Here is a 24,537-nt window from a genome sequence, read left to right as displayed (position 1 = left end):
GGTGTACGATGTGTGTGAATGTCTAATGTCTGATTTGCTGATCTCTGATTTAATGTACGATGTAAGATGCCTGCCCGTACCGACGGCACGTTCGGGCGGGTACGGTGTACGATGTGTGATATCTGATGTCTGATTTGATATACCGCACACAATGTAAATGAAATGCATGTATGTGTTTTTTTGATTGCCTCTTAAAAAGGCGGCGATGTTTAATTTAACTGCTACACTTGAAGAAATCAGAAAATCAGCGATCAGCCATCCGCACACATCGTACCAGCCCGAACGTGCCGTCGGTACGGGCAGGCATCTAACATCGTACATCGTACACACAACCTGACGCTTGATACCTCACACCTCACGCCTTTCCTCAAAACTTCACATTCCACGTCACCGCCGGAATAATCGGAAACAGCGCCACCTTCTTTGCAGTCACTGTAAGATTTCCATTAGTGAGATTTCCTTCCTGGTCAAAATAATAGAAATAAGGATTGAGCCTGCTGTATGCATTGTAAATACTGAACACCCAGTTGGTTTTAAATTTCTTTTGCTTTTCAGGATGTGGCGTGTACGTGGCAGAAAGATCAAGCCTGTGATAAGGCTCCATTCTGTAAGCATTGATCCGGCTGTACTCCTGGGTTAATGTACCTTCAATAAAATAAAACCGTTCTGGCAGGGAGATGGCATTACCTGTGCCGAAGACAAAGACAGAAGACAATTTCCATTTCTTGCTAAGCTCATACATTGCTACAACAGAGAGATCATGGCGGCGATCATATTTACCCGGATAAGTTTTCCCGCTATTTAAATCCGGAAATTTGCGCCAGGTCCAACTGAGCGTATAACCAATCCAACCCGTAAGCCGTCCCTGAAGTTTATGAACAAATAATTCGGCGCCGTATGCCCATCCTTTTCCAAATACAAAGCTTTCTTCTACATCATTAAAATTAGGCGTATAGCCTTCTTTATATTCAACCTGGTTCTGCATGTTTTTATAATACACTTCCAATGATGTTTCGAACATGTTATTATTCAGATTCCGGAAGTAGCCTAAAGCGTATTGCCAGCCCATTTGCGGTTTTACCCTGTAAGTACTGGGCACCCAGATATCAGTCGGCAAAGTAGTTCCCGAATTACTCACCAGGTGTATATATTGAAGATTGCGGGTTATGCCGGCTTTTATTGAACTTACATCGTCAATGGCATACCGTAAGGTCAATCTCGGTTCAAAGCCACCATAACTTTTTACTACTTCTCCCCTTCCATAAACCGTACTATCAAGCTTATTGCCATTGTCATCGCGAGTGTAAGAAGTATAACGCCCTAACTGCATAAACCTGCTGTACCGGAGCCCTGCGTTAACTCTGAATTTTCTGTTTATATCCCATTCATCCTGTATATAAATTGCCGCTTCGTTAGCAAATTTCTTAACAGCATTGTTGGGTGTGAATGTTACCGTATCCTGAGAACCGCTGGCAACATTTGGCAAAAAAGTGTGGAAGGTGCTTAAGCCGCCGAATTTTATTTTATGAGCGGGGGTTGGGTAATAGTCAACATCCAGTTTTATATTAACATCTTTTATACCTGAAGACAACTTAACCAAAAAATCATTTTGTTCACCGGCAAAATCAAACTTATAATCGCTGTATACAACTGTTGTATTTGCAAACATTTTGCGACTAAACACATGGTTCCATCTTAGCGTTGCTGTCGCATTTCCCCATGGCACATTAATATTGAAAGAACGTTTCCTGTTTTCATAATTAAATACATCGCGACCGAAATAACCACTTACATAAAGTCTGTCTTTGGGAGAAAATATAAAATTCATTTTAGCATTCAGATCATAGAAATAATACCCGGATCCATAGAACGAACTGTTCTTGCTAATAAAAGGTTTGATCAATACATCCAGGTAAGTTCTTCTTGCAGAAACCATGAACGATGATTTCTGTTTTTTGATAGGCCCCTGAATGGAAAATCTTGACGCGATCAAACCAATTCCGGCATCCACTTCCATCTTATTAAGATTACCTTCCTTCATAGAAACATCAACCACAGATGCCAGCCTGCCGCCATATTGCGCAGGCATACCTCCTTTAATAAGAGAAAGGCTTTTGATAGCATCGGAGTTAAATACGGAGAAGAATCCAAATAAGTGACCGGTATTGTATACAACAGCATCATCCAGCATGATCAGGTTCTGATCCGGACCACCACCACGAACATAGAACCCGGAATTTCCTTCACCCGCATTTCTTACACCGGGCATGAGTTGGATCGTCTTTAATATATCTGTCTCACCAAGGATAGCAGGCAGCGCTTTAACAGTATTCATCGACAGATCAAGCTTACCCATCTGCGCGCCCTTTATGTTGCTTTCCTTCTTCGTTGCGGTTACAGTTACATTTTCAATATTAGCGCTGTAGGATCCCAACAAAATATTTGACTGTGTATTGCTGATAAGATCAACAGAAATTACTTGTGGCTGGTAACCAACATAGGTACAGACAATATCATACTTACCACTGTCGAGTGTTATCGAATAAAAACCATATTGATTGGATACAGTGCTTTCATTCTTCTTTAAAATGGAAAGGTTAGCCCCAATCAATGCTTCTCCGGAAGCTGAATCCCGGATATATCCGTGCAATGTGAACTTTCGCTGACCAAAAGCACACAATAGTAAAAAAACGAAAGCCCCGGTTAATATTGCATGCTTCATGTAATTCATTATATAATAAAAAACCCTTCGTGTTTTGCGACAGGAAGGGTTAGCAAAAACCATGCATATGTTAATCTTACTGCTGTAAGCTATAAATATTATGTTATCATGACCACCATTACTTTCATACAGTATAACATCAACTTCAGCAATAATATTATTTCTGCCTGAAGTCTATTGAATCAGTCACATTACCGCAAGAGATCATTGAACCTTTATACTTAGGATGCTTTTTTCCAAGGTAGGGATTTGTTACTGCGCTGTTATTGCTGATCCAAAACGCTTCTTCATTATCGTTAAATGCCATCGGACATTTGAAATGATAGATTACCTGCTGATCGTACTGCACTGTTCTTATAAGATTATACAGGTTTTCAGACAATGTATAAAAAGATCTTCTTTTGCCTTCCAATGTTGGCTCACCTACAATTCCCTTGCTTTCCGCAATCACGTTATCAGAAAAACTTTTACCGGTGCTAACAATAGAGCTATCTGCTTTAATTTTCTCGTACGGAACTTTACCGGCCAGTTGAATCAATTCGTTTGCAGCCTTGTCGACCCCGGTAGAATCCCATTCAACAAACGCATTACTTAATGTGTAATATCCATTCAGAAATTCATTAAATGGTTTATTAAAAGCATCATCATTTTTACTTATAGCAAGCGGCTGCTGCTTAACATCGTCTTTTTTATCGTCACTTTTATTAAAAAACAGAAGATACACTGCTACTACCGCAACGGCCAAACCAATAATCAGTAAACCCTTTTTCATCGTATGTTTTGTTGTTAGTGAATTGATTGTAAACGTTAAACGCCAGCATAAATTTTGCAAGAGCAAGAAAATCTGCCGCTTCCCATTAATAAATATTTTAATACCCAAAAGTAGCGAATAAAGCGTGTCAAACATCGCCGCTTGTAACACATTTGCCACGTGAAGCACATTTATTAGTTTTGCGCTGCAAAAAATTTTACCGCATGCTGATTGGATTGAACAATGTTACATTTGAATTTGGAGCAAGAGTTATTGTTGAAGAAGCAACATGGCATATCCACCCGGGAGAGCGTATAGGCCTTATTGGCTATAATGGAACCGGCAAGTCCACCTTGTTAAAAGTACTGGTGGGCCAATATATGCCTTCTGTAGGAACGGTTGAAAAAGGGAGAGATACGACGGTTGGCTACCTTCACCAGGATCTTTTAAGCTTTGACACGAACGATTCCATCCTTGAAGTTGCCATGGGAGCCTTTGAACGGGTAAAACAACTGGAAAAAGAAATTGAAGCCGTTGGTAAAAAGCTGGAGGAAACATCTGACGAAAAGTTATTGATTGAATATACCGACAAGCTTCACGAACTTGAAGTACTCGGCGGATACAATATTCACCACAAAACAGAAGAAGTGTTACAGGGTTTGGGTTTTGCAAATGCCGACCTTCAAAAGCCCTACAAACAGTTCAGCGGTGGCTGGCGCATGCGTGTGCTGCTGGCAAAAATGATCCTTCAACAGCCTGATGTGTTGCTGCTTGATGAGCCAACGAACCACCTTGACCTTCCTTCAATTGAATGGTTGGAAAAATACCTGCAACATTACCAGGGATCGGTTGTGATTGTAAGTCACGATAAGTATTTCCTGGACCGCATGGTAAACAAGATTGTTGAACTATATCAGCAGCGCCTGCATTTTTACTCCGGCAATTACTCTTTTTACGAAACAGAAAAGCAGCTGCGCATAGAAATGCAACAACGTGCATTTGAAAACCAGCAGGAATATATAAGACAACAGGAACGTTTTATTGAACGATTTAAAGCTAAAGCTACCAAGGCTACACAGGCGCAAAGTGCCATGAAAAGGCTTGACAAGCTTGAGCGTGTGGAAAGCGTGGAAATTGAGCGACCTAACCTCAGGATCAATTTCCAGGTGGATAAACAACCGGGCAGGGTTTTGACAACTTTAAAACATGTTACCAAAAAATTCGGCGACCTGACCATTGTTGAAAACGCGAGCGCGGAAATTGACCGGGGCGACAAGATTGCCCTGATAGGTGCAAATGGAAAAGGTAAATCAACTCTTTTAAGAATTATCGCCGGCGCCGAGCAATTTGAAGGAGAAAGGATCTGGGGGCATAATGTAGAAGAAAGCTTTTATGCGCAGCACCAGTTGGAAGCGCTTAATCTGAATCACGACATTCTGGATGAAATGAAATCCTGTGGCAGCGGCAAAACCGAACTGGAGCTGCGATCGCTGCTGGGATGTTTTTTATTTAGCGGGGATGATGTAGATAAGAAAATTAAAGTACTGAGCGGAGGAGAAAAAGCGAGGGTTGCGCTTGCCAAGGTAATTACCAGCAAAGCCAATTTCTTGATGCTCGATGAACCTACCAACCACCTGGATATTCATAGTGTTGAACTGCTGATTGATGCTTTAAAAAAGTACGAAGGCACGTTAATACTGGTTAGTCACGACCGTTATTTTATATCCAAGACCGCCAATAAGATCTGGGAAATCGTAGATCACGAAATAAAAGAATTTAAAGGCGGCTATGATGAATATGTTGAATGGAAAGAAAGAATGGCAAAGGCGAAAGCTGCTGCGGAAAAACAAAAAGCCATTGACAAAGCAACAGCTCAACCAACGGTTATCGTAGAAGAAAAGCCCGTGGTTAAGCCTGCCAACACACCAGTCAACCGGGAATTAAAAAAAGAACTGCAACGCCTGCAAAAACAATTCTCAAAACTCGAGGAACAAATTAACGCCTATAATAAGGAAAAAAACAATTTTGAACTGGAACTCGCCAACCCGGAAAGCTACTCAGATAAAAACAAGTTTACCAGTCTTGAGGCTGGCTATAAATCTGTTCAGCAAAAGATAGCAGAGGCCAATAAAGAATATGAGGGATTATTCGAAAAGATCATGAAGCTGGAAGAAGAAGTGGGAGAATAATCTCCAGCCTGATCAAAATAACTAAGCCGCTTTAAGCGGCTTTTTTTGTAATGTCCGGCAAATTTAAATTTACGGCTTACAAATAAGCATTGATGTCACACCACACATCCGTCAAAATGGCTCCTCCCCTTTAATTTATTTTATAGCCTTTCTTTAGCCCAATTTAACATAAATAACAAACGTTAACATTTGTTTAAACTCTGTTCAACTTTTTCACCTTAAATGTTAACTAAATGTTGAAAAACAACCCCTTGTAGTATTTTTCGCAAAATAAATGAGATTTTTTTCTTGGACATTGGCATGATTTTCGTACTTTTGTTTCAGTTTTTTAAGGGTTTAGGGTTGAAAAAGGGGCGTTGGTTTTCCTCCGCCCCTATTTTTTTGTCCAAACCTTTTTCATTCAAGTCAAAGCCTCAAAATTACTTACACAATTTTGTCTTCATCCATCATTTAAAAGTCGCATTGCTAAAAGGTCACAGATCTTTCTGCCTTTCTGAAACCTACGTTTATCATGAGGATTGAAAGGAAAAGAAATACTGCCGCACCCAATAACATTTCCTGGGTTGCCGGAACAATTACCTCTAAATAGGCCATTGAGCCCTGTAACACCAACAGTACTTCATTGATGGCAACGGCAATTATAAAAAACATTAAACCAGCGTTAAAAAGACGTCCGCCCCGGAAAAGCGCTCTTATGCTCACCAGGAGAAAAAGCGAAACGATTCCCAATAGCATAAAGTGCAGGTATGCAATTATTATGGGCCGGTAACCAAAAGCCAGATTTTTTAGCGCGGGAAGAACAGACAATGCCTGCAGTCCAAACTTAACAATAACAGCAATTACCAATAGTGCTCCAAAGAATCTGGTTTTGCCACTGCAAACTTTAAGAGCCGGTTTTAAGGATGTTGCCAGCAAGATCATCCCTGTCATCTGCATTACTGCCGCAATAACCGCCAGTAGATAAAGCACAACAGGAATATTAAACGTTATGACAGATAGAAGGTAGGCAGGCAGACAGCTGATTGCAAGCATCCAGAATGCGATTCGTGCACGCTCAATCAGGCATGTTGAGGCAGGTAAAAGCATAAACATGATCCCCATACATCCGAAAAAAAACCACCCATTGTATTGAAAGTGGAGATAAAAATAAATTGCTCCAAGGTACCAATCCTGATGTGCAGCTTTTATAGACATTAAAAAGCCCAGCGCCATCGTACCCAGCGACGAGAGCAGGTTAAAAAAAAGTGCAGTTTTAAAACACAGCGAAGCCAATCCTCCTTTTTTTACATCACGCCAGTAAAACACGGTGAAGAATACGGCAATAACAATGCATAAAAAGGAAAATAAGATGGAGTAAAACGCGTACCCCTGAATGGCGAATGCGATCAGCATACCATAGGAACAAATGAAGTTTGCTGCCAATAAACGTTCATATTTTCGCAAGCCAGCGCTTAGGTTCTGCCTCTGCAGATAGTGAACAAAGAATACCATCAGCATTTGACTTACCCAGCCAGAAAATGCAAAATGAGAATGAGCATGCAATAAATGCTTCTGCTCGATGAAGTAAAGCGGATAAAGAATTTTATAGCGGAGAACAACTCCTAAAGACGCTACCACAAGGAAGTTCACTAAAGAAAGACGCGTCCATTTATTGATAGTTAGCAACATTTTTTTTGCTGTCAAATTAAGAAGCAACACAGCATTTGGTTATGATCCCACTCATATCATTGTAATATACTTTACCGCCGTTGATCAGTAGCTGTCCTTTCTCATGCATTGTGCGCATGACCCGTATTACAGTTTCCACGCGCAAACCGGTCATATCTGCAATTTGCTGTCGCGTCATTTTAACCTGGCTACAGTGCTTGCAGTAATTCTTGTTTGTTGCAATTAAATATTTTAGAAGCACACGGATTCGATGTTCGGGCTCGTGACAACTGAATTCCTTTAGAAACTGTGATTTGAATCTTAATTTTTCTGCAAGTTTGTCCGTAAAACCTTTATGTAAATTGGGATAGTCCCGGAGTAAACGTTCAAAGCTGTCTTTACACAACCTGATAACAATGGAATCTACAAGAGCTATCGCTGAAACTTCATACAAACTGCCATTAAACAGAGATAACTCGCCGATGCAGTCGCTCGGCTCAACAATATCCTGTAAATACTCTTTACCGTTATCTTCTATATTAATAAGCTTAAATTTTCCCGACTCAACCTGGCAGTAAAAATTGCATGAAGCGCCTTCTTTAAAAAGAAATTCGCCTGCTGGCACTTTTTTATAGGTCGCCCCCCAGGATAATAAAAGATCACTATCGATCATAATCCAAGATTTGTACAAACGTAGATATACTCACACCACCAAAAGATGACAATAGACACCAGTTTTTATGATTTAAGTCATATTGTCTGCCAAATATTGAGTTAAAACAAACAAAATGGCCGTACTGTTCAATTCTTCGAAAATTTTAAAGTTGATTAAAAGCATTTTACAGATCACTCTGTGAGTTTATTCTTGTAATTAAAGGCTCATTATGAAACAATTAATATCGATTGCGCTTTTATCTACTATCATCACATATACCTCATGCAATACAGCCCCTGTTAAAAATGACAAGATCTCCGCTGAAATAACGCCCGCTGAACAGCCGTCTGAGCCAATTGATTCTTCGTATGATCCGGCTAAGGGGGAAGGCAGGTTTACTAATGTAAAAGTTTCCCCAACGCTGAATACCGCTATGGCCGAAAATGGCAAAAAAGTATATCACGCCAGATGCGAAAGTTGTCACGACCTGTCTGCAGATAAACGGGTCGGGCCTGGATTAAAAGGTATTACAACTCGACACACACCGGAATGGTTTATGAACTTTATGACTAATACCGACGTGATGCTTGATAAAGATCCTTTTGCAAAAGAGCAGCTAAAAAAATATAAGATCCGTATGGGCAATCAATACCTGGGCGATGAAGATGTCAGAGACGTCTATGAATTTCTGAGAAAAAATGATGGCATAAAATAGACCCATAAAACCTTCAACATAATCAAGACACAGATACTTAACAATATACGTATAACGTTTGCTTCGCTACATCTTTCTATTTGTGGACCGTTAAGATATAAAGAAGCCTTTTAATCGTTTCGCCAAATATGATTGCGCGCATAAAAAAGAGATTTTTATCTTTTTAATCTTGCAGTAAAATGAAACCTTTATGAAAAGAACATTTGTCTACGCAATGTTTGCTCTGACTACAGCTCTTATTGCATGCGGGGGTGGTAACTCAGCAGGCACCGATAAAACTCCCGCTGCGGAACCTGCAAAGGAAGAAGCAAAATCTGGCGAAAATCCATCTTATGACCCCAAAAGAGGAGAAGGTAAATTTACACATGTTGATGTGCCCCCTGCATTAAATGCGGCCATGGCCGAGAATGGTAACAAAACGTACAAGTTAAAATGCGAAAGCTGCCATAAGCTTACTGAGGAGAAACTTGTCGGTCCGGGCTGGAAGAATGTTACACAACGTCATGCACCTGAATGGATCATGAATTTTGTAACCAATACCGACGAAATGCTTAACAAAGACCCGGCAGCCCAGGCTCAGTTGGAAATTTGTCTTGTACGCATGCCCAATCAAAACCTGTCTGACGACGAAGCGAGAGCAGTGTATGAATTCATGCGCAAAAACGATGGCGTTAAATAATCTTCATAAACCATCCTTACTCAACATTTATAATCCTTAATTAAGAGAGATTATGCATTACTCAACAAAAAGTTTACTGGTTGCATCCTCTGCCGCATTGTTGCTTTCCGCTACAAGCTGCAAACCAAAGAATGCAGCCACTGCCGTAAGTGCAGATGCAGCGTCCAAAGCGTACGTTGCCCCCGGTAAATATGACGAATTCTACAATTTTGTATCTGGTGGATTCAGCGGCCAGTTAAGCGTTTACGGGTTACCCAGCGGACGCTTACTGCGTGTTATCCCGGTTTTCTCTGTTGACCCGGAAAAAGGCTGGGGATATAGCGAGGAAACAAAGCCGATGCTCAACACTTCTCATGGTACAGTTCCCTGGGATGACCTGCATCATACCGAGTTATCCCAAACAAATGGCGAAATTGACGGGCGATGGATTTTTGTGAATGCCAACAATACACCAAGAATTGCCCGTGTGGATCTTAAGACTTTCCGTACATCGGAAATAATAGAAATACCAAACAGCGCCGGCAATCACTCATCTCCTTTCATCACCGACAATACAGAATATGTTGTTGCGGGAACACGCTTTTCTGTTCCTCCTGATGATGTAAACGGCGACGTGCCCATTAACAGTTATAAAAAGAATTTCAAAGGATATATTAGCTTTATTGGAGTTGACAAAACGAGTGGCAAAATGGATGTGTCCTTCCAAATCGAATGCCCCGGCATTAACTTTGACCTTAGCCACTCCGGCAAAAACAAGTCAAGCGGCTGGTTCTTCTTCTCCTGCTACAATACTGAACAAGCCAACACGTTGCTTGAGGTGAACGCATCACAACGTGACAAAGATTTCATCATGGCCGTGAACTGGAAAAAAGCAGAAGAGTATCTCAAAGCTGGCAAAGGAAAAAAAGTTCCGGTGAAATATGCGCACAATACATACGATGATAAAACGCACACATCTTCATCAGAAATAAAAAATGAAGTCACTGTTCTTAATGCTAAAGAGCTGAAAGATATCTGCTATTTTATTCCTTGTCCTAAATCACCTCACGGTTGTGATGTAGACCCAACAGGAGAGTACATAGTAGGAAGCGGTAAGCTTGCTGCGCTGATCCCGGTTTTCAGTTTCGATAAAATACAAAACGCTATTGCCAACAAACAATTTGCAGGAGAATACGACGGTATCCCCGTAATTAAATACGAAGCTGCACTGCATGGAGAGGTTCAGAAACCAGGATTAGGACCTTTACATACAGAATTTGATGGCAAGGGAAATGCAATCACTTCTTTCTTTGTTTCTTCAGAACTGGTTAAATGGAACATTAAAGACCTGAAAGTGCTTGACCGTGCTCCTACCTATTATTCAGTTGGACACCTTTGCATACCAGGTGGCGACACTAAAAAACCAAATGCCAAATACGTAATCGCCTACAACAAGATCACAAAGGACCGTTACCTGCCTACAGGACCTGAGCTTGCACAAAGCGCACAGCTGTATGATATTTCAGGAGACAAAATGCAACTGATTCTCGACTTTCCTACAATTGGAGAACCGCACTATGCACAGGCAGTTTCTGCTGACCTGATCAAGAATAATTCAGTTAAGTTCTTCAAACTGGAAGAAAATAGTAATCCTTATGTTTCTAAAGGTGAAAGCACGGCCAAAATTGTAAGGGAAGGAAACAAAGTTCATGTGTACATGACTTGTATCCGTTCACACTTTACGCCAGATAATATAGAGGGCATAAAAATGGGTGATGAGGTATATTTCCATGTCACCAACCTTGAACAGGATTGGGATATACCACATGGCTTTGGTATTAAAGGTGCCAATAACGGAGAATTACTGATTATGCCAGGCGAAACCCAAACATTGAAATGGGTACCTGACCGCGTGGGTATGTCACCTTTCTATTGTACAGATTTCTGTAGTGCTTTGCACCAGGAAATGCAGGGATACATAAGAGTTTCCCCGGCTGGAAGCAATGTTCCACTTACCTATAGCACAGGTAAAAATCTACCACCGGCAGACAGCACTTCCGGAAAGTAACATGAGAAAAATAAAGGGAGCGGATTCCCGTTCCCTTTTCTTTTGATTACCTGTTTTTAACTATTGAAATATCAACCATGAAACAACATATAAAAAAATGGGTACGAGTACTGCTGATCCTGTCCGCCATCGCTCTTGCAGGTGCTTTATTTACTCCAATATGGAGCATCGATCTGGATGCACCACAATATCCTGAAGGACTTACTTTATACATTCACGCAGGAAAACTTGCCGGAGATGTTGACATTGTCAATGGATTAAATCACTACATCGGCATGAAAACACTTCATGCAAACGACTTTATCGAATTTACGGTATTACCTTACATACTTGTTTTCTTTAGCGTCTTACTGTTAATTACTGCAATTGCCGGCAAACGAAAATTACTCTATACAACATCCGCATTATTCATCTTATTCTGCCTGGTTGCCATGGTTGACTTCTGGAGATGGGAATATAATTACGGACACAATCTTGATGACAATGCTGCCATCAAAGTGCCAGGAATGGCTTATCAGCCACCATTACTTGGTTATAAACAGCTATTAAATTTTGCAGCATACTCATTCCCGGCTACGGGCGGGTTCCTGATCTTTATTACAGCATTAGTATTATGCATTTCATGTTTTTTTGAATATAAAGCAGCACGAATCACTAAAAACAGCCGCCTAGCCGGTTCAATTGCAGTACTATTCATCATAAGCATATTTGCATCTTCCTGTTCAGCCCAACCACAGCCCATTAATGCGGGAAGAGATCAATGCAGCTTCTGCAAAATGAACATCAGCGATCCTAAATTTGCATCTGAGATCATTTCGAAAAAAGGACGCGTTTTTAAATTTGATGACACCCATTGCATCATGTCCTTTTTAAAAAAGAAATCACTTGACAGTGCTGATGTGAAAGCTATTTACTTTACAGATTTTTACAGCCCGGGTCAGTTACTCCCTAAAGACGAAATGTTCTTTTACAAAAGCGACAAGTTCAATAGCCCAATGAACGGAAATATCGTAGCATTCAAACGAACACAAGACATAAAGCATGTGCAGGAACAATTCGAAGGAGAAAAGATAGAATGGAGCGGCCTGGAAAGGGCAGCAACAGAACCTTAATGTGAAAGTGAAGCCATGAAAACATTCATACTATTATTATGCTGCTTTTATTATACTGCCAACCTTGCAAACACCATACAGGTAGGTAAAAATGAAAAGATAAGCACAATCAGATCTGCCCTGGAACTGGCAAAAGACCACGATACCATCCTTATACAAAGTGGTCATTATGCAGAAGGCAATCTTATCATCAGAAAAAAAATAACGATCAAAGGAATTAACCTGCCTGTAATTGACGGCGAAAACAAATACGAGGTAATTTCAATTAAAGCTGACAGTGTGGTTGTAGATGGTTTAAAAGTCGTTAATTCAGGCACTTCAAGTCTTGAAGATTTTGCGGGCATTAAATTGTATAACAGCAGAAATGTTACCATACAAAACAATGTTCTTATACAAACCTTCTTTGGTATTTACTCGCAGTACGGCCGCAATTGTATTATCCGCAACAATACGTTAACAGCGTTCAAGAAAGAGGAACAGCAAAGCGGCAACGGAATTCACTGCTGGAAAAGTGATAGTATGCAAATTGTTGGCAATTCAATTACGGGACACCGTGATGGCATCTATTTTGAATTTGTTACCAACTCAGTGATATGGCGCAATCAATCCCAGCGCAATCTGCGATATGGTCTTCACTTCATGTTTTCTAATAGTGATACCTACGTTGGCAATACATTTAAACATAACGGAGCCGGCGTTTCTGTAATGTATTCGCACCATGTGAAAATGTTCAACAATCATTTTGAAGAGAATTGGGGTGACGCAGCATATGGCATTTTACTGAAAGAGATTTCAGACAGCCACATCGAGGGAAATTATTTTATAAAAAACACCAGCGGCATTTATATGGAAGGAGCCAGCAGAGTAACAGTTATAAAAAATTCCTTTAGAAATAATGGTTGGGCGCTGAAGATCCAGGCAAGCTGCATGGACAACGAGGTACACAAAAACAATTTCCTTGGAAATACATTTGACGTAGGCACCAATGGATCGCTGGTTTTGAATAATTTCAACGGCAACTATTGGGACAAATACGAAGGATATGATTTGAATAAGGACAACGTAGGTGATGTACCGTACAGGCCTGTCAGCATGTACTCCATGATAGTAGAAAGGAATCCGCCTGCCATGATCCTTTTCAGAAGTTTTATGACAACATTGCTGGATAAGACCGAAAAGGTTCTACCCTCCCTTACCCCTGAGAATCTGATCGACGCAAAGCCTCTGATTAAACCAATGAACCTATGATCATAGCTACAAATATTACCAAACGCTTTGGAAAGTTAATAGCATTGGACAATGTTTCCGCTTCCTGTTCCAAAGGCGAGTGCGTTGCACTGATTGGACCTAATGGAAGCGGCAAGACAACGTTAATAAAGAGCATCCTGGGAATGGTTGTTCCGGATAGCGGCACCATTACATTTAATGGTCAAAATATATCCAACAACTGGCAGTATAGATCCCAAATAGGCTATATGCCGCAAATCGGACGCTATCCCGAGAATATGACCATTGGCCAGGTGTTGGACATGATGAGTGATATAAGAATGCATGAAGGGAGAAGAGACAACGACCTGTTGAACGAATTTGACTTCAAGAGTTTGCTGGATAAAAGAATGCGTACATTATCCGGCGGCACCCGTCAAAAAGTGAGCGCAGCTCTCGCCTTTATGTTTGATCCTGAAGTATTGATACTTGATGAACCAACAGCCGGATTGGATCCTGTTGCATCAGAAATACTGAAGCAAAAAATCATCGCCGAAAAGAAAAGCGGAAAACTTATCCTGATAACATCGCATATACTGAGCGAGCTGGATGATCTGGCCACACAGGTAATTTACATGCAGGACGGCAAACTGGTATTTCATAAGCCAATTGAGGTACTAAAGCATGAAACCGGTGAACATAAATTATCAAGAGCTATTGCATCGGTTATGGTGCAATGTCAATAAAACAGTCTTTTCTGCAAGCCTTAATTGAAGAACATGAAAAAGATTATTAAATACGTAATCACAGATATACTTCGCAACAAGATCATATTGTCATACACAATTTTTCTCCTTGCGATCTCCTTTACTATTTTCAGCCTGGAGGATAATAGCTCGAAAGGTCTGCTGAGCTTGCTGAATATTGTTCTTATAGTCGTGCCACTCATCAGCATCATATTTTCAACTATTTACATTTACAACAGCGCCGAGTTCATTGAACTGCTGGTTAGCCAGCCCCTGCAAAGAAAAAAAATCTGGCTCAGTCTTTTTACCGGCCTGGCAACTTCTTTTACCATCGCATTTTTGATTGGTGCAGGTGTTCCTATTCTGCTTTTTGAACCAACGGCGACTGGATTGATGATAATCGCAGTTGGTGTTTTATTGTCTGTGATATTTGTTGCAGTGGCAATGTTTGCCGCAGTAAAAACCAGGGACAAAGCCAAAGGGATAGGAATTACTATTCTTATCTGGCTGTACTTCGCCCTGGTATTTGATGGAATAGTGTTGTTCCTGTTGTTTCAGTTTGCCGACTATCCACTAGAAAAAGCGATGATTGGAGTAAGTGCCTTAAACCCGATTGATCTTGGCCGGATTTTGATTTTATTGAAAATGGACGTATCAGCATTGATGGGTTATACCGGCGCTATATTTAAAGACTTTTTTGGAACGACGACAGGCATCAGCATTTCGTTCGTTGTGTTGCTGCTCTGGATCATTGTTCCCTTATTTTTCTCAACCAGGAAATTCATAAGAAAAGATCTATAACCACTTAACCTTTACCACAATGAAAAAAAACGGCAAAAGAGATATTGAAACTGTAGAGGACATTAAGCTGATAGTTGATTCATTTTACCAAAAGGTGTCGCAGGATAAATTGATCGGCCCTTTTTTTGAAAAGACCAATTGGAGCAAACATCTCGCGACGATGTATAATTTTTGGGACAACGCCATATTTTATTCAGGCACATACAACGGCAATCCGATGAAAAGCCACACCAGGTTGCACGAAAAAAATCCGCTATCCAAAAAACATTTTTCGCAGTGGAACAAGTTGTTCACACAAACCGTTGATGAATTATTTGAAGGAGAAAAAGCTGAGCTTGCCAAACGCCGGGCGACAAGCATATCAGTAGTAATGCAGACAAAAATTGTGGGTAATAACATATCTCCTTTAAGTTCATAAAAAAACTAATACTATTTTTCTAAAAAACATTTCCGCTGTGTTGAAGCCGTTATTTCTTGCGCGAAGCAAGGAGGTTTAAAGTTCCGCGAAGCCTCCTTGCTTCGCAGCCTTACTCTATCGCTTCTAGCGATGAATTTTAACGCCGATGAAAAGCCTCAGCAAGCCGCATAGATCAATATTCCAACATAGAACAGAATTGGACCTGCAGACTAATTTACTTGCCCGGTAAATTCTGAAGAATCGAAAATTAACGGACAATAATTGATCTGTTTGCTTTCGCCCTTTTAGGGCCTGATTGCCATTTGGTATTTTTCCCAGGGCGTTGCCCTGGGCTAATTCTGTGAGGCCTTCAGCCTCAGTTAAAGTGCTGCTCGCTTATATTTTCACGGCAAGCATTGAATGCAAGCCCTTATATGCTCTTATACTCCTTACATGGTTCAAAATCTTTCGCGAAATGCATGTGGCGACAAAATGCATTGCTTCTTTACAACATCCAATTTGCGGCATACCATCCGCTCCGCTATGCTTCCAGGCTTCGTGGTATTACTCTATCGCTTGTAGCGATGTGTATAGATCACAACAATTGAAATAACATCCAACGCACGCAAGGCTTTACTAAAACATTAAACTCAATACGTACACTCCGAAGGGATGAAATTGTTAGAGATAAGGCTATAAATTTATTCAAAAGCCGAGGAGTTAGTATAATAAAATATCAACCCTTGCCCGTACGGTCAGGCGGGCTTTGGGTTTTAAATACGCACATGTACATCTTTCTATAATAATTCCATCCCTTCGGGCAATGTAATTAAGTTAAGCACAGACATTTTCAACTTTGGGAGATATCTCCTATCGTCGATATGACGATCCTGGCTTATCAGAAAAAGTAATCACAACAGTATCAATAATAAGTATAGAATAATGAGCAAGTCAGCAACCGCAACGTCACCTCGACGACAGGAGAGGTCTCTCGAATATGAACTGATAGCGATATTTTTATGAGCGTTTGATATGTCAACTCTTAACTTAATGACATTGCCCTTCGGGATTACCTTAAATTGGGCCTGGCATTTCTTTGCTTAGTTTGAAGTTCATGATATAATCCAGATTACTAATGAAAGCAACAAACCAAAATGCAATCAGCGAAGCCTCGCGCCTCGCTGATTTACATTATTTCCACTCAAACATGCTCGCTAACCGGAAACAATTAATCCGCCGCACTTTTCACTATTGACCATTCACTATTCACCAGAAGTTCTTCTCCGTTAAAACCTCGCCTGCACTCCCATCACTACATTCCTTCCCGGGCGATTGATATTTCCCCAGTCCAAATGATCATGATATACTTTATTAAACATATTATCAACCCCGCCAAATAATTTTATTGTTGATCCTTTTACCGGAAACGAATAATCACATTTTACATTAAACACAGCATAACCGTTTGTCAAATCTTCTCCATAACTTTTGTCATACCTGTACTGAGCAGCTGCAGCTTCATTCTCTACTGAGAAAGCAAACTTGCCAGGATAATATCCAACGGATGTTACTGCTCTGTATGGCGAAATCATAGGCATGTAGCCGCCGTTCTGATATTGCCCCTGCATCCATTTGGAAGTATGGACAATCCTTAAATGACAGCCAGGAGAAAAAATTGCCGTAGCCTCAACTCCATATAAATTAGCCACACCATTGTTATTGTATTGTTTCACTCCGGAAGCTCCTTTGGTCATCGGCACTGCACCCTCAATAATGTAACCAATGATATAATTATGAATATTGTTGTAGAAGATAGAAAGATCACATTCAACCATCGTTGATGTGTATTTCAAAGAAGCTTCGGAGTTGATGGACCATTCATTTTTCAGCGATGTATTACCCACATAATCGAAGCCGTCCTGCCGGTTAAACAAATAATACCCGAACAACTCATTGTTTACAGGCAAACGTTCACCACGGCCAATTCCAACTCTCGACTGCCAGTTTCCTGCAATCTTTCTTTGCCAGGTCGCATTAACTGACCACGCTGATCTGGATTGATTAAAATCTGACTGACCAAACACACCCAGCTCTGCTTTACCTAAGTCAGCATTCATATTGATCCATGCGGCATCAACACTTGAGGAGATGAATATTTTATTTAAAGAATCAACACTCCACTGATCTTTCACTGTCAGTGATGTTACGTTGCGCTCTGTATTGGGCAATGTGAGCATGTACATTGACCGTTCATGATCTTCATGCATGGTCATGGATGCTACGGCTGCATTCCTGTACCACTCTGCTTTCGCAGTAATTAAATGATTTGCCAGCTTCGGAGTGGTTGCCTGGATAATTGCACCCTCTACTTCACTTCTTCCCGGCATATCCATATGCATATCAATATCCGTACGATGACTATCATCCATATAATGACGAACGTTGTTGTAATAACCCTTCACTTGCAAATTGCTGATCCAGCTTTTTGACATATTGCGCAAGTATGTCGCCGACAAGATCCGTGCTGCTGCGTAGCCCGCATCCATTGGCAGTGCAGGATAACCAATATTCCAGCCGTCATCTACAAGCGCGTCCAGTTTAAGCGTTGAATGATCACTTAACTTTCTTTTGTAACTCAGAGAAGCATTCAGTTTCTCGTAACCGCTGTGCGCTACAACAATTCCATTTCCATCTTTATAATCCTGCTGTTTCCTGTACACGCTACTTATCCGCATAGCTTCGTTAGCAGTTGCATAACTAAAATCACCTCCTGTGTTAATTCCATTCGCAACACTTTGACCAGAAACATAAAGATTGCCATCCAGCTTTTTTCCAGTGGCAAAAATGGGATCATACAATTGCATATTCATACTTCCGCCCAGCGAACTGCCAGACACACCTCCATCTGCGGAAGTACTCACCTGGATGTTCTTTAAGTTAATGGGCTCAATATAAATTGTGGCAGGATCCATTTTATCCGTACAGGCACCAAATACACGCATGCCATCTATCGTCATGTTTATTTGCCCACCATTTAATCCGCGGATCGCCGGCTCCTGCCCATATGCACCCCGCCTGACAAGGTATACACTCTGCATTCTGCACAGCATATCTTCTGTCGTGCTAAAAAATTGCTTTTTTAAAAAACGCATTGAAGGCGATACATGCTCCTTTATCGCAGTGACAGTAACGTCATGCAACAATCCGATCGAAGTCAATGTATCCTGAGATGATCCTCTCATAGTAGAAAAGATAAGGATCGCCAAACCTATTTTTTTCATCAAATTCTTTTTAAGGAAAAACATGTCAATGTCTTTTAGTTAAGCAGGATTCCCCGGTGAGCCCTGATCTATTCTCTGTGCAACTCTGTGCTTCCTCCGTGACTCTCTGTGTAACTGTATTTGCTAATTTGAACTGACATTTACCGGACATTCTGATCAAAATACAATCCGTTAGAAACGGCTTTTCCATCCGTGAGTATACTAAGATTTATTCGCCAATCACCGGTCATGGTATAGTTCACTTTTCCTTTATAATGACCAGCCGAAGTTTCCACAGGATCTATATTATTAGGCGAACCATGTTCCATTGAAGGCATCTCCACATCTTGCTTTATCGCATATCCTGTAGCAGGCAAATACTGGTAAGCATCTTTCTTTTGATAGATCGCAAGTTCCAGGTCATTCACGCCAACAACCGGCTTGCCCGGAGCGACTACAGCGATTGTAAGTTTAGTACCATCAGTTAATGTAACGGACTTGATACTGCTATTTGTGGTAACCGCAACATTGAGAGAAAAACTTGCGACACCTGTTTTGTGATTTTCCTTATTGTTTATTTTAACAGCGAGCGACCAACTGTCAGCAGTAGTGGAAGCCATCGAAAATGCAATGGCACCGGCAAACAATTTATTCGTAGCGTCGTAGGACGGATCTTCTACAGGGCAACCATGTTTCATTGTCATCCCGTTCATATTCATCGTCATTTCAGGAGATAGTACAAGATCCGCATTGGTTGTCTTTTGTGTGCTGTTCACAGAATCATACAATGCAACGTACATCTTGTTATACCCTGCAGTCAGGGTCCGGTCTGCATACAACACCACTTTTGTTGCTGCGCCTTCAGCATAAGATTCGCCTACCTTCAATAACTTATCTTCAGGATTTACAACTACTGCGTCTGAGGTTTTACTACAAGAGCTCATTAGCAGGCATGCGCATACAGCGCTTGCCATGCAAGCATATTTAAAGAACATATTTTATCATTAATGGTTAGAAATCAGTTTATCAATGGCAATAAGCCATGAGTGCATGAAGACAATACTCACACACGAATAAATTGGATAATAAATATTGTTTAGTTAATAGTTGGCAATATGCAACGCGGATAAAGTATCACGATCAGGTCAATATTCGGGAGACCTCTCCTTTCGTCGAGGTGACGATGCGGTTCCAGACTTGCACATTATTATGTACTTGTTGCCAGTGCTAGTGTGATTACTTTTTCTGATAAGCCAGGATCGTCATGTCGACGATAGGAGACATCTCCCAAAGTTGACGCTGCCTGCTTAACTAAACGACTTTGGACTGGTTAATAAATAAATCACACCAGTGGAGGATGAAAAAAGTCTTTGGACCAGATAAACTGATAAAGAGGCTGATTATACAGTAATGGTTTAGTGTTTATATTGGTTGGCCTGCTTAGCCGTATATACATTTCCGGTTTAACAAACACAAAGAAGAAAAAGGAAGATGCATTCTCTTCTGAGGCACCTCCTTTTTCTTCGGCCTGTCGCATTTTTTTAAACAGGTAACATTTACCGTTGCAATGCATTGACGGTTTGTTCTTATTAACACAGTACTTCTCAATAACAGCATCCTTACTGTAACTGTATAGCAAACACATACCCAGCATCATTAATGATTGAATAATCATCAGTGACAAAAGCCAGGCTACAGTTATGTGTCTAAGGAATTTCATTGAAAATTATTGTTTAGCAGGAACCAACACGCCATCAATAACGTGAATAATGCCATTGGATGCAGGTATGGAAGCTACAACGGTGGCTGTTCCATTGACGATCACCTTGCCATCTTTCTTTGTTATTTTGATATTGCCGCCATTTACCTGTCCAAGTACCTGGCCATCATTTAAAGCATCTGCTTTATACACACCGAGAGAGACATGATACTGCAGGATGTCGATAAGATCATTTTTCTTTTCTGGCTTTAGCAATTCATCGAGTGTGCCGGCAGGCAATTTGTTAAAGGCCTCGTTTGTAGGCGCAAATACAGTGAAGGGACCGGCGTTGCTTAACGCATCTACGAGACCGGCTGCCTGTACTGCTTTTACCAGGGTACTATGGTCTTTGCTGCCTGCTGCGATTTGAACGACATTCTTTTCCGAAGCGTCATCACTTACACCAGACTGGCCTTTGCCTGTTTCTGCAGATTGTGCAGCCGGCCTGGCAGCAGTATCAGTCTCAGGTGAATTGCATGAGGCAGAAATAAGCAAGATAGTTGCAAGAAGGGGGGTAAAATACTTTTTCATAAGTACTACATTTACTTTAAGGTTTCAGCAAATGTAGAACTGCACTACAAACAATTATATGACCGCAATCATAAGGCTATAATCCTCTTATTTTATTGTGTAAGCTTCCACCGATAATGAACAGTCTGTCTATCTTCTTTTCCGTTGCAGCATCTTTTTCAAGTGCCGGCGCATGATGAGGTTTTATTCTTGCATCGAATACCAATGGACCGTTGCAACCCCAATGTTTATATTGAGTGAAACTGTCTATGCCATGCAAATCATGAGACGGATTGCATCGTGTGTAGGTAACCCATAAGTAGTTATTGAGTGACGCTGCAATAAAATCAGCGTCATCACAAACAACGATAGAAGCCACACTTTTCAACAATTCCAGCTTGTCTTTTAACTGATCATTTAATGAGTCAAATTCTTGTTGAGCGGTCTCATAGTCCGCAAACTTTTTTGTTTGCACTGCTATTACACCCGGCAGTACAAGGCGTGCTTTTTCAAATGATCTTAGTTCATTCAACACTGCAGGAATTTCCTTACACAAATTCCTTTTTACATCACCATATGCAGCGAGAATGACTTTACTACCTGTATTGATTCCTGTACCGGAATAATCAAGGGTGTCTATAGTTGTGTTTGTTTGAAAATGAACATCGCGTGAAAAGTCAATTCTTTCAAGGACGTATTGCAGGAAATCTTCGATCTTATAAGCAGAAATAAGATTTCTATCATCCGCCGTTATAAACAGAAATTTTGCAAGACTTAATTGACCAGTGCCCAATATATGATTGGCTATCGTAAGTAACTCTGCCGGCTGCTTTACCTGTTGATAAGGTGTATAGCGTTCGCTCCCTACAGCAAGCAATAAAGGATGCACACCTGATGCATCTACTGCATGTACTTGTTTTAAGCCGGGAATTTCTTCTTTGATCGCATTGCCTGTTAGTTCATGAATCAATTCACCAAACATGGTATCTTCTTGTGGTGGTCGTCCAACTACAGTGAATGGCCATATAGCATTATTGCGGGCGTACACTTTATGTACCTTCAAAACAGGAAATGGGTGCGTAAGGCTGTAGTATCCCAAATGATCACCGAACGGCCCTTCAGGTTTTGTATCATTGCCATGCACTTCTCCTGTTATTACAAAATCAGCATCGGTACTTATGCAATATCCATCATGGTATGTATAACGGAATCGTCTGCCTCCAAGTACACCAGCAAAAGTCATCTCGCTCATGCCTTCAGGCAACGGCATTACAGCTGATAAAGTATGAGATGGGGGCCCGCCTACAAAAATGCTGACCTTTAATGGTTGTCCCTTTTTATTTGCCTTTGACTGATGCACACCAATACCACGATGGATCTGGTAATGCAAACCAATTTCTCTATTTAGTTCATATTCATTTCCTGATAACTGAATGCGATACATACCCAGGTTTGCTTTCATGATGCCGGGTTGATCAATGTCTTCTGTATACACTTGCGGCAATGTAACAAAAGCACCTCCATCCATCGGCCAGTGATAAATAAGCGGCAGATCGCTAATTTGCATTTCATTAGCTAATACAGGTTTTGAAGATGGATTTTTTAGCGGCAGTGCTTTCATCGCAGCCAAACCCGTGTTGAAATTTTGTATGGGATGTTTGATGGCTTTTACCGGGTCATTTTTGAGATCGATTAACTGTTGCACCTTTTTAAATGTATCCCGGAAAATAAAGCGGCTGCGTTCAATTGTTCCGAAAATATTAGACGCTGCTTTGTATTTAGAACCTTTTACATTTTCAAACAACAAGGCAGGGCCGTTAGCTTCATGCACACGCAAATGTATGGCTGCCATTTCCAGATATGGGTCTACTTCTTCCCTGACACGTATAAGCTGATTATTTTTCTCCAGGTCATTTAAACACGCTTCCAATGATGAATATGCCATAACGCTCTTTTTTCAATTGCCAAACTTAGTGCTTTATATGTATTTCGTTATATATTGATATACATGTTCGCTTCATATTATAACTAATAACCACCTGAAAAAAAACAAACAAATTGTTTACTTTTTTTTGGTTGATTTAATCTCAGCCCCTATTTTTGCAGCCCATTAACGGTAATGGTCCATGGTGTAACGGTAGCACGACAGATTTTGGTTCTGTTCGTTAAGGTTCGAATCCTTATGGACCAACAAGAGTCCCGCCTTCGGCGGGATTTTTTTTGGAACCACGGAGACAGGGCGACACAAACGAACACTGCTTTTTTTGCCACAAAGACGTTAAGACGCAAAGAGGCACAAAGATTTTTGATTAAGCTAATGACGAAGCAAATGCAAGATCCAAAAAAAACTGTTGTGTTTACTCAACAGCCCTCTGTGTGTCCTCAGTGCAGCTCTGTGTAACTGCCTTTCTTTTTCGAATAAAAGGCAGTCATTATATCCTCCACCTCATTGTCAATTTTCAACTTTCAATTATCAATTTCTTCAAGCATTCTTTCAAGCTATCCCGCCAGGGTTTGATTTGAACACCGAAGTCATTTTGAATTTTTTGTGTATCCATTACTGAATAGTGCGGACGCTTTGCAGGTGTGGGGTAATCGCTGGTTGGAATAGGTTGAACACGGCAATGCAGACCTGCTTCATCGCGGATGGCAGAGGCAAACTCGCACCATGAAATAGCGCCGCCATTGCTGAAATGATAAACGCCGTAATGCGCATTGCCGGCTTCGGTTTCCTGCACAATTTTAAGAATTGCCGCAGCCAGATCATAAGCATATGTGGGGCAACCAATCTGATCGCTGACAACACGGATCTCTGAGCGATCTTTCATCAACCGCAACATCGTTTTCACAAAATTGTTGCCGTGGTCACTATACACCCATGATGTACGGATTATAACGGAGTGAGGATTGTTCTTCAACGCAAGGTTTTCACCAAGCCATTTGCTATAACCATAATAATTTATTGGTTCTGTCTTCTCATCAACACGATAAGGACTGGTACCATTGCCGTTAAACACATAATCGGTGGAGATATGTACAAGTTTTGTATTGTGGGCTTCACAAAGCGTAGCAATTGCGCCCACGGCTTCCGCATTGATAGCATAAGCATTTTCCTGGTCTGACTCAGCTTTGTCAACCGCTGTGTATGCTGCACAATTAATAAACCACGAAGGCTTGTATTGATCAAAAATCCGGCTTATAGAAGACGGTTGGGAAAGATCCAGTTCACTTCTGCCAAGAAAAATATATTCATTCGCGCTATCGGACGCAGTTAACGCCTCTAACGCGTTACCCAACTGTCCATTCCTCCCTGATACTATTATTGTGTTTTTTTGCATGCC

General features: G+C 40.9%; 19 protein-coding genes and 1 tRNA gene. 10 read left to right on the top strand and 10 right to left on the bottom strand.

Going from position 1 to position 24,537, the window contains the following annotated elements:
- Nucleotides 1–367 precede the first annotated feature (367 nt).
- Nucleotides 368–2,722: a TonB-dependent receptor gene (locus QTN47_RS05545; RefSeq protein ID WP_369328334.1), complete on the bottom strand. Its 2,355-nt coding sequence runs from the start codon at nucleotides 2,720–2,722 to the stop codon at nucleotides 368–370.
- Nucleotides 2,723–2,879: 157 nt separating this feature from the next.
- Complete coding sequence (locus tag QTN47_RS05540) at nucleotides 2,880–3,494, bottom strand: DUF3347 domain-containing protein (RefSeq protein WP_369328333.1); 615 nt, start codon at nucleotides 3,492–3,494, stop codon at nucleotides 2,880–2,882.
- Between the two features lie 203 nt (nucleotides 3,495–3,697).
- On the opposite strand from QTN47_RS05540, the gene abc-f reads away from it, so the two are divergent.
- Nucleotides 3,698–5,662 carry a ribosomal protection-like ABC-F family protein gene (gene abc-f / locus QTN47_RS05535; RefSeq protein WP_369328332.1) on the top strand — a complete coding sequence of 655 codons (1,965 nt, stop codon included), beginning with the start codon at nucleotides 3,698–3,700 and terminating at the stop codon, nucleotides 5,660–5,662.
- A 465-nt stretch (nucleotides 5,663–6,127) separates the two neighbouring features.
- Here abc-f and QTN47_RS05530 read toward each other — a convergent pair whose 3' ends face one another.
- Nucleotides 6,128–7,330: a hypothetical protein gene (locus QTN47_RS05530; protein ID WP_369328331.1), complete on the bottom strand. Its 1,203-nt coding sequence runs from the start codon at nucleotides 7,328–7,330 to the stop codon at nucleotides 6,128–6,130.
- A gap of 16 nt (nucleotides 7,331–7,346) precedes the next feature.
- Nucleotides 7,347–7,982 (bottom strand): Crp/Fnr family transcriptional regulator, encoded by a 636-nt coding sequence (locus tag QTN47_RS05525; protein ID WP_369328330.1) that lies wholly within the window; start codon nucleotides 7,980–7,982, stop codon nucleotides 7,347–7,349.
- Nucleotides 7,983–8,193: 211 nt separating this feature from the next.
- On the opposite strand from QTN47_RS05525, the gene QTN47_RS05520 reads away from it, so the two are divergent.
- The 8 genes from QTN47_RS05520 (at nucleotide 8,194) to QTN47_RS05485 (ending at nucleotide 15,688) form a co-directional block, all read left to right on the top strand.
- Complete coding sequence (locus tag QTN47_RS05520) at nucleotides 8,194–8,679, top strand: c-type cytochrome (RefSeq protein ID WP_369328329.1); 486 nt, start codon at nucleotides 8,194–8,196, stop codon at nucleotides 8,677–8,679.
- A 190-nt stretch (nucleotides 8,680–8,869) separates the two neighbouring features.
- Nucleotides 8,870–9,358 (top strand): c-type cytochrome, encoded by a 489-nt coding sequence (locus tag QTN47_RS05515; protein WP_369328328.1) that lies wholly within the window; start codon nucleotides 8,870–8,872, stop codon nucleotides 9,356–9,358.
- A 52-nt stretch (nucleotides 9,359–9,410) separates the two neighbouring features.
- Nucleotides 9,411–11,405 carry a Sec-dependent nitrous-oxide reductase gene (gene nosZ / locus QTN47_RS05510; protein ID WP_369328327.1) on the top strand — a complete coding sequence of 665 codons (1,995 nt, stop codon included), beginning with the start codon at nucleotides 9,411–9,413 and terminating at the stop codon, nucleotides 11,403–11,405.
- 77 nt (nucleotides 11,406–11,482) lie between these two features.
- Complete coding sequence (locus QTN47_RS05505; protein ID WP_369328326.1) at nucleotides 11,483–12,517, top strand: nitrous oxide reductase accessory protein NosL; 1,035 nt, start codon at nucleotides 11,483–11,485, stop codon at nucleotides 12,515–12,517.
- Nucleotides 12,518–12,532: 15 nt separating this feature from the next.
- Nucleotides 12,533–13,765, top strand: a complete 1,233-nt coding sequence (locus QTN47_RS05500) for a nitrous oxide reductase family maturation protein NosD (RefSeq protein WP_369328325.1) — start codon at nucleotides 12,533–12,535, stop codon at nucleotides 13,763–13,765.
- Nucleotides 13,762–14,469, top strand: a complete 708-nt coding sequence (locus QTN47_RS05495; RefSeq protein WP_369328324.1) for an ABC transporter ATP-binding protein — start codon at nucleotides 13,762–13,764, stop codon at nucleotides 14,467–14,469. The genes QTN47_RS05500 and QTN47_RS05495 overlap by 4 nt, the downstream gene beginning before the upstream one ends.
- Nucleotides 14,470–14,502: 33 nt before the next feature.
- Nucleotides 14,503–15,270, top strand: coding sequence for an ABC transporter permease subunit (locus QTN47_RS05490; protein WP_369328323.1), 768 nt, complete (start codon nucleotides 14,503–14,505; stop codon nucleotides 15,268–15,270).
- A 19-nt stretch (nucleotides 15,271–15,289) separates the two neighbouring features.
- On the top strand, nucleotides 15,290–15,688 hold the full coding sequence (locus tag QTN47_RS05485; RefSeq protein ID WP_369328322.1) for a group III truncated hemoglobin: 399 nt from the start codon (nucleotides 15,290–15,292) through the stop codon (nucleotides 15,686–15,688).
- Nucleotides 15,689–16,953: 1,265 nt separating this feature from the next.
- On the opposite strand, the gene QTN47_RS05480 is transcribed toward QTN47_RS05485, so the two are convergent.
- The 5 genes from QTN47_RS05480 to QTN47_RS05460 form a co-directional block, all read right to left on the bottom strand.
- A complete protein-coding gene (locus QTN47_RS05480) occupies nucleotides 16,954–18,948 on the bottom strand; it encodes a TonB-dependent receptor domain-containing protein (RefSeq protein WP_369328321.1) in 1,995 nt (664 codons plus the stop codon).
- Between the two features lie 140 nt (nucleotides 18,949–19,088).
- Complete coding sequence (locus QTN47_RS05475) at nucleotides 19,089–19,901, bottom strand: FixH family protein (protein ID WP_369328320.1); 813 nt, start codon at nucleotides 19,899–19,901, stop codon at nucleotides 19,089–19,091.
- 368 nt (nucleotides 19,902–20,269) lie between these two features.
- A complete protein-coding gene (locus tag QTN47_RS05470) occupies nucleotides 20,270–20,647 on the bottom strand; it encodes a hypothetical protein (RefSeq protein WP_369328319.1) in 378 nt (125 codons plus the stop codon).
- A gap of 6 nt (nucleotides 20,648–20,653) precedes the next feature.
- Nucleotides 20,654–21,217, bottom strand: coding sequence for a fasciclin domain-containing protein (locus QTN47_RS05465; RefSeq protein WP_369328318.1), 564 nt, complete (start codon nucleotides 21,215–21,217; stop codon nucleotides 20,654–20,656).
- 76 nt (nucleotides 21,218–21,293) lie between these two features.
- Nucleotides 21,294–23,141 carry a UbiD family decarboxylase gene (locus tag QTN47_RS05460; RefSeq protein ID WP_369328317.1) on the bottom strand — a complete coding sequence of 616 codons (1,848 nt, stop codon included), beginning with the start codon at nucleotides 23,139–23,141 and terminating at the stop codon, nucleotides 21,294–21,296.
- Nucleotides 23,142–23,316: 175 nt separating this feature from the next.
- Here QTN47_RS05460 and QTN47_RS05455 point away from each other — a divergent pair.
- Nucleotides 23,317–23,387 (top strand) — tRNA-Gln (locus QTN47_RS05455).
- Between the two features lie 268 nt (nucleotides 23,388–23,655).
- On the opposite strand, the gene rfbD is transcribed toward QTN47_RS05455, so the two are convergent.
- The gene (gene rfbD, locus QTN47_RS05450) at nucleotides 23,656–24,534 is read right to left on the bottom strand and encodes a dTDP-4-dehydrorhamnose reductase (protein ID WP_369328316.1); all 879 of its coding nucleotides are present in this window, start codon (nucleotides 24,532–24,534) and stop codon (nucleotides 23,656–23,658) included.
- Between the last annotated feature and the right edge of the window lie 3 nt (nucleotides 24,535–24,537).

Origin of the sequence: Danxiaibacter flavus, from assembly GCF_041060425.1 — a bacterium.
GTDB classification, from domain to species: domain Bacteria; phylum Bacteroidota; class Bacteroidia; order Chitinophagales; family Chitinophagaceae; genus Danxiaibacter; species Danxiaibacter flavus.
This window is presented reverse-complemented; position numbering and strand designations above follow the sequence as displayed.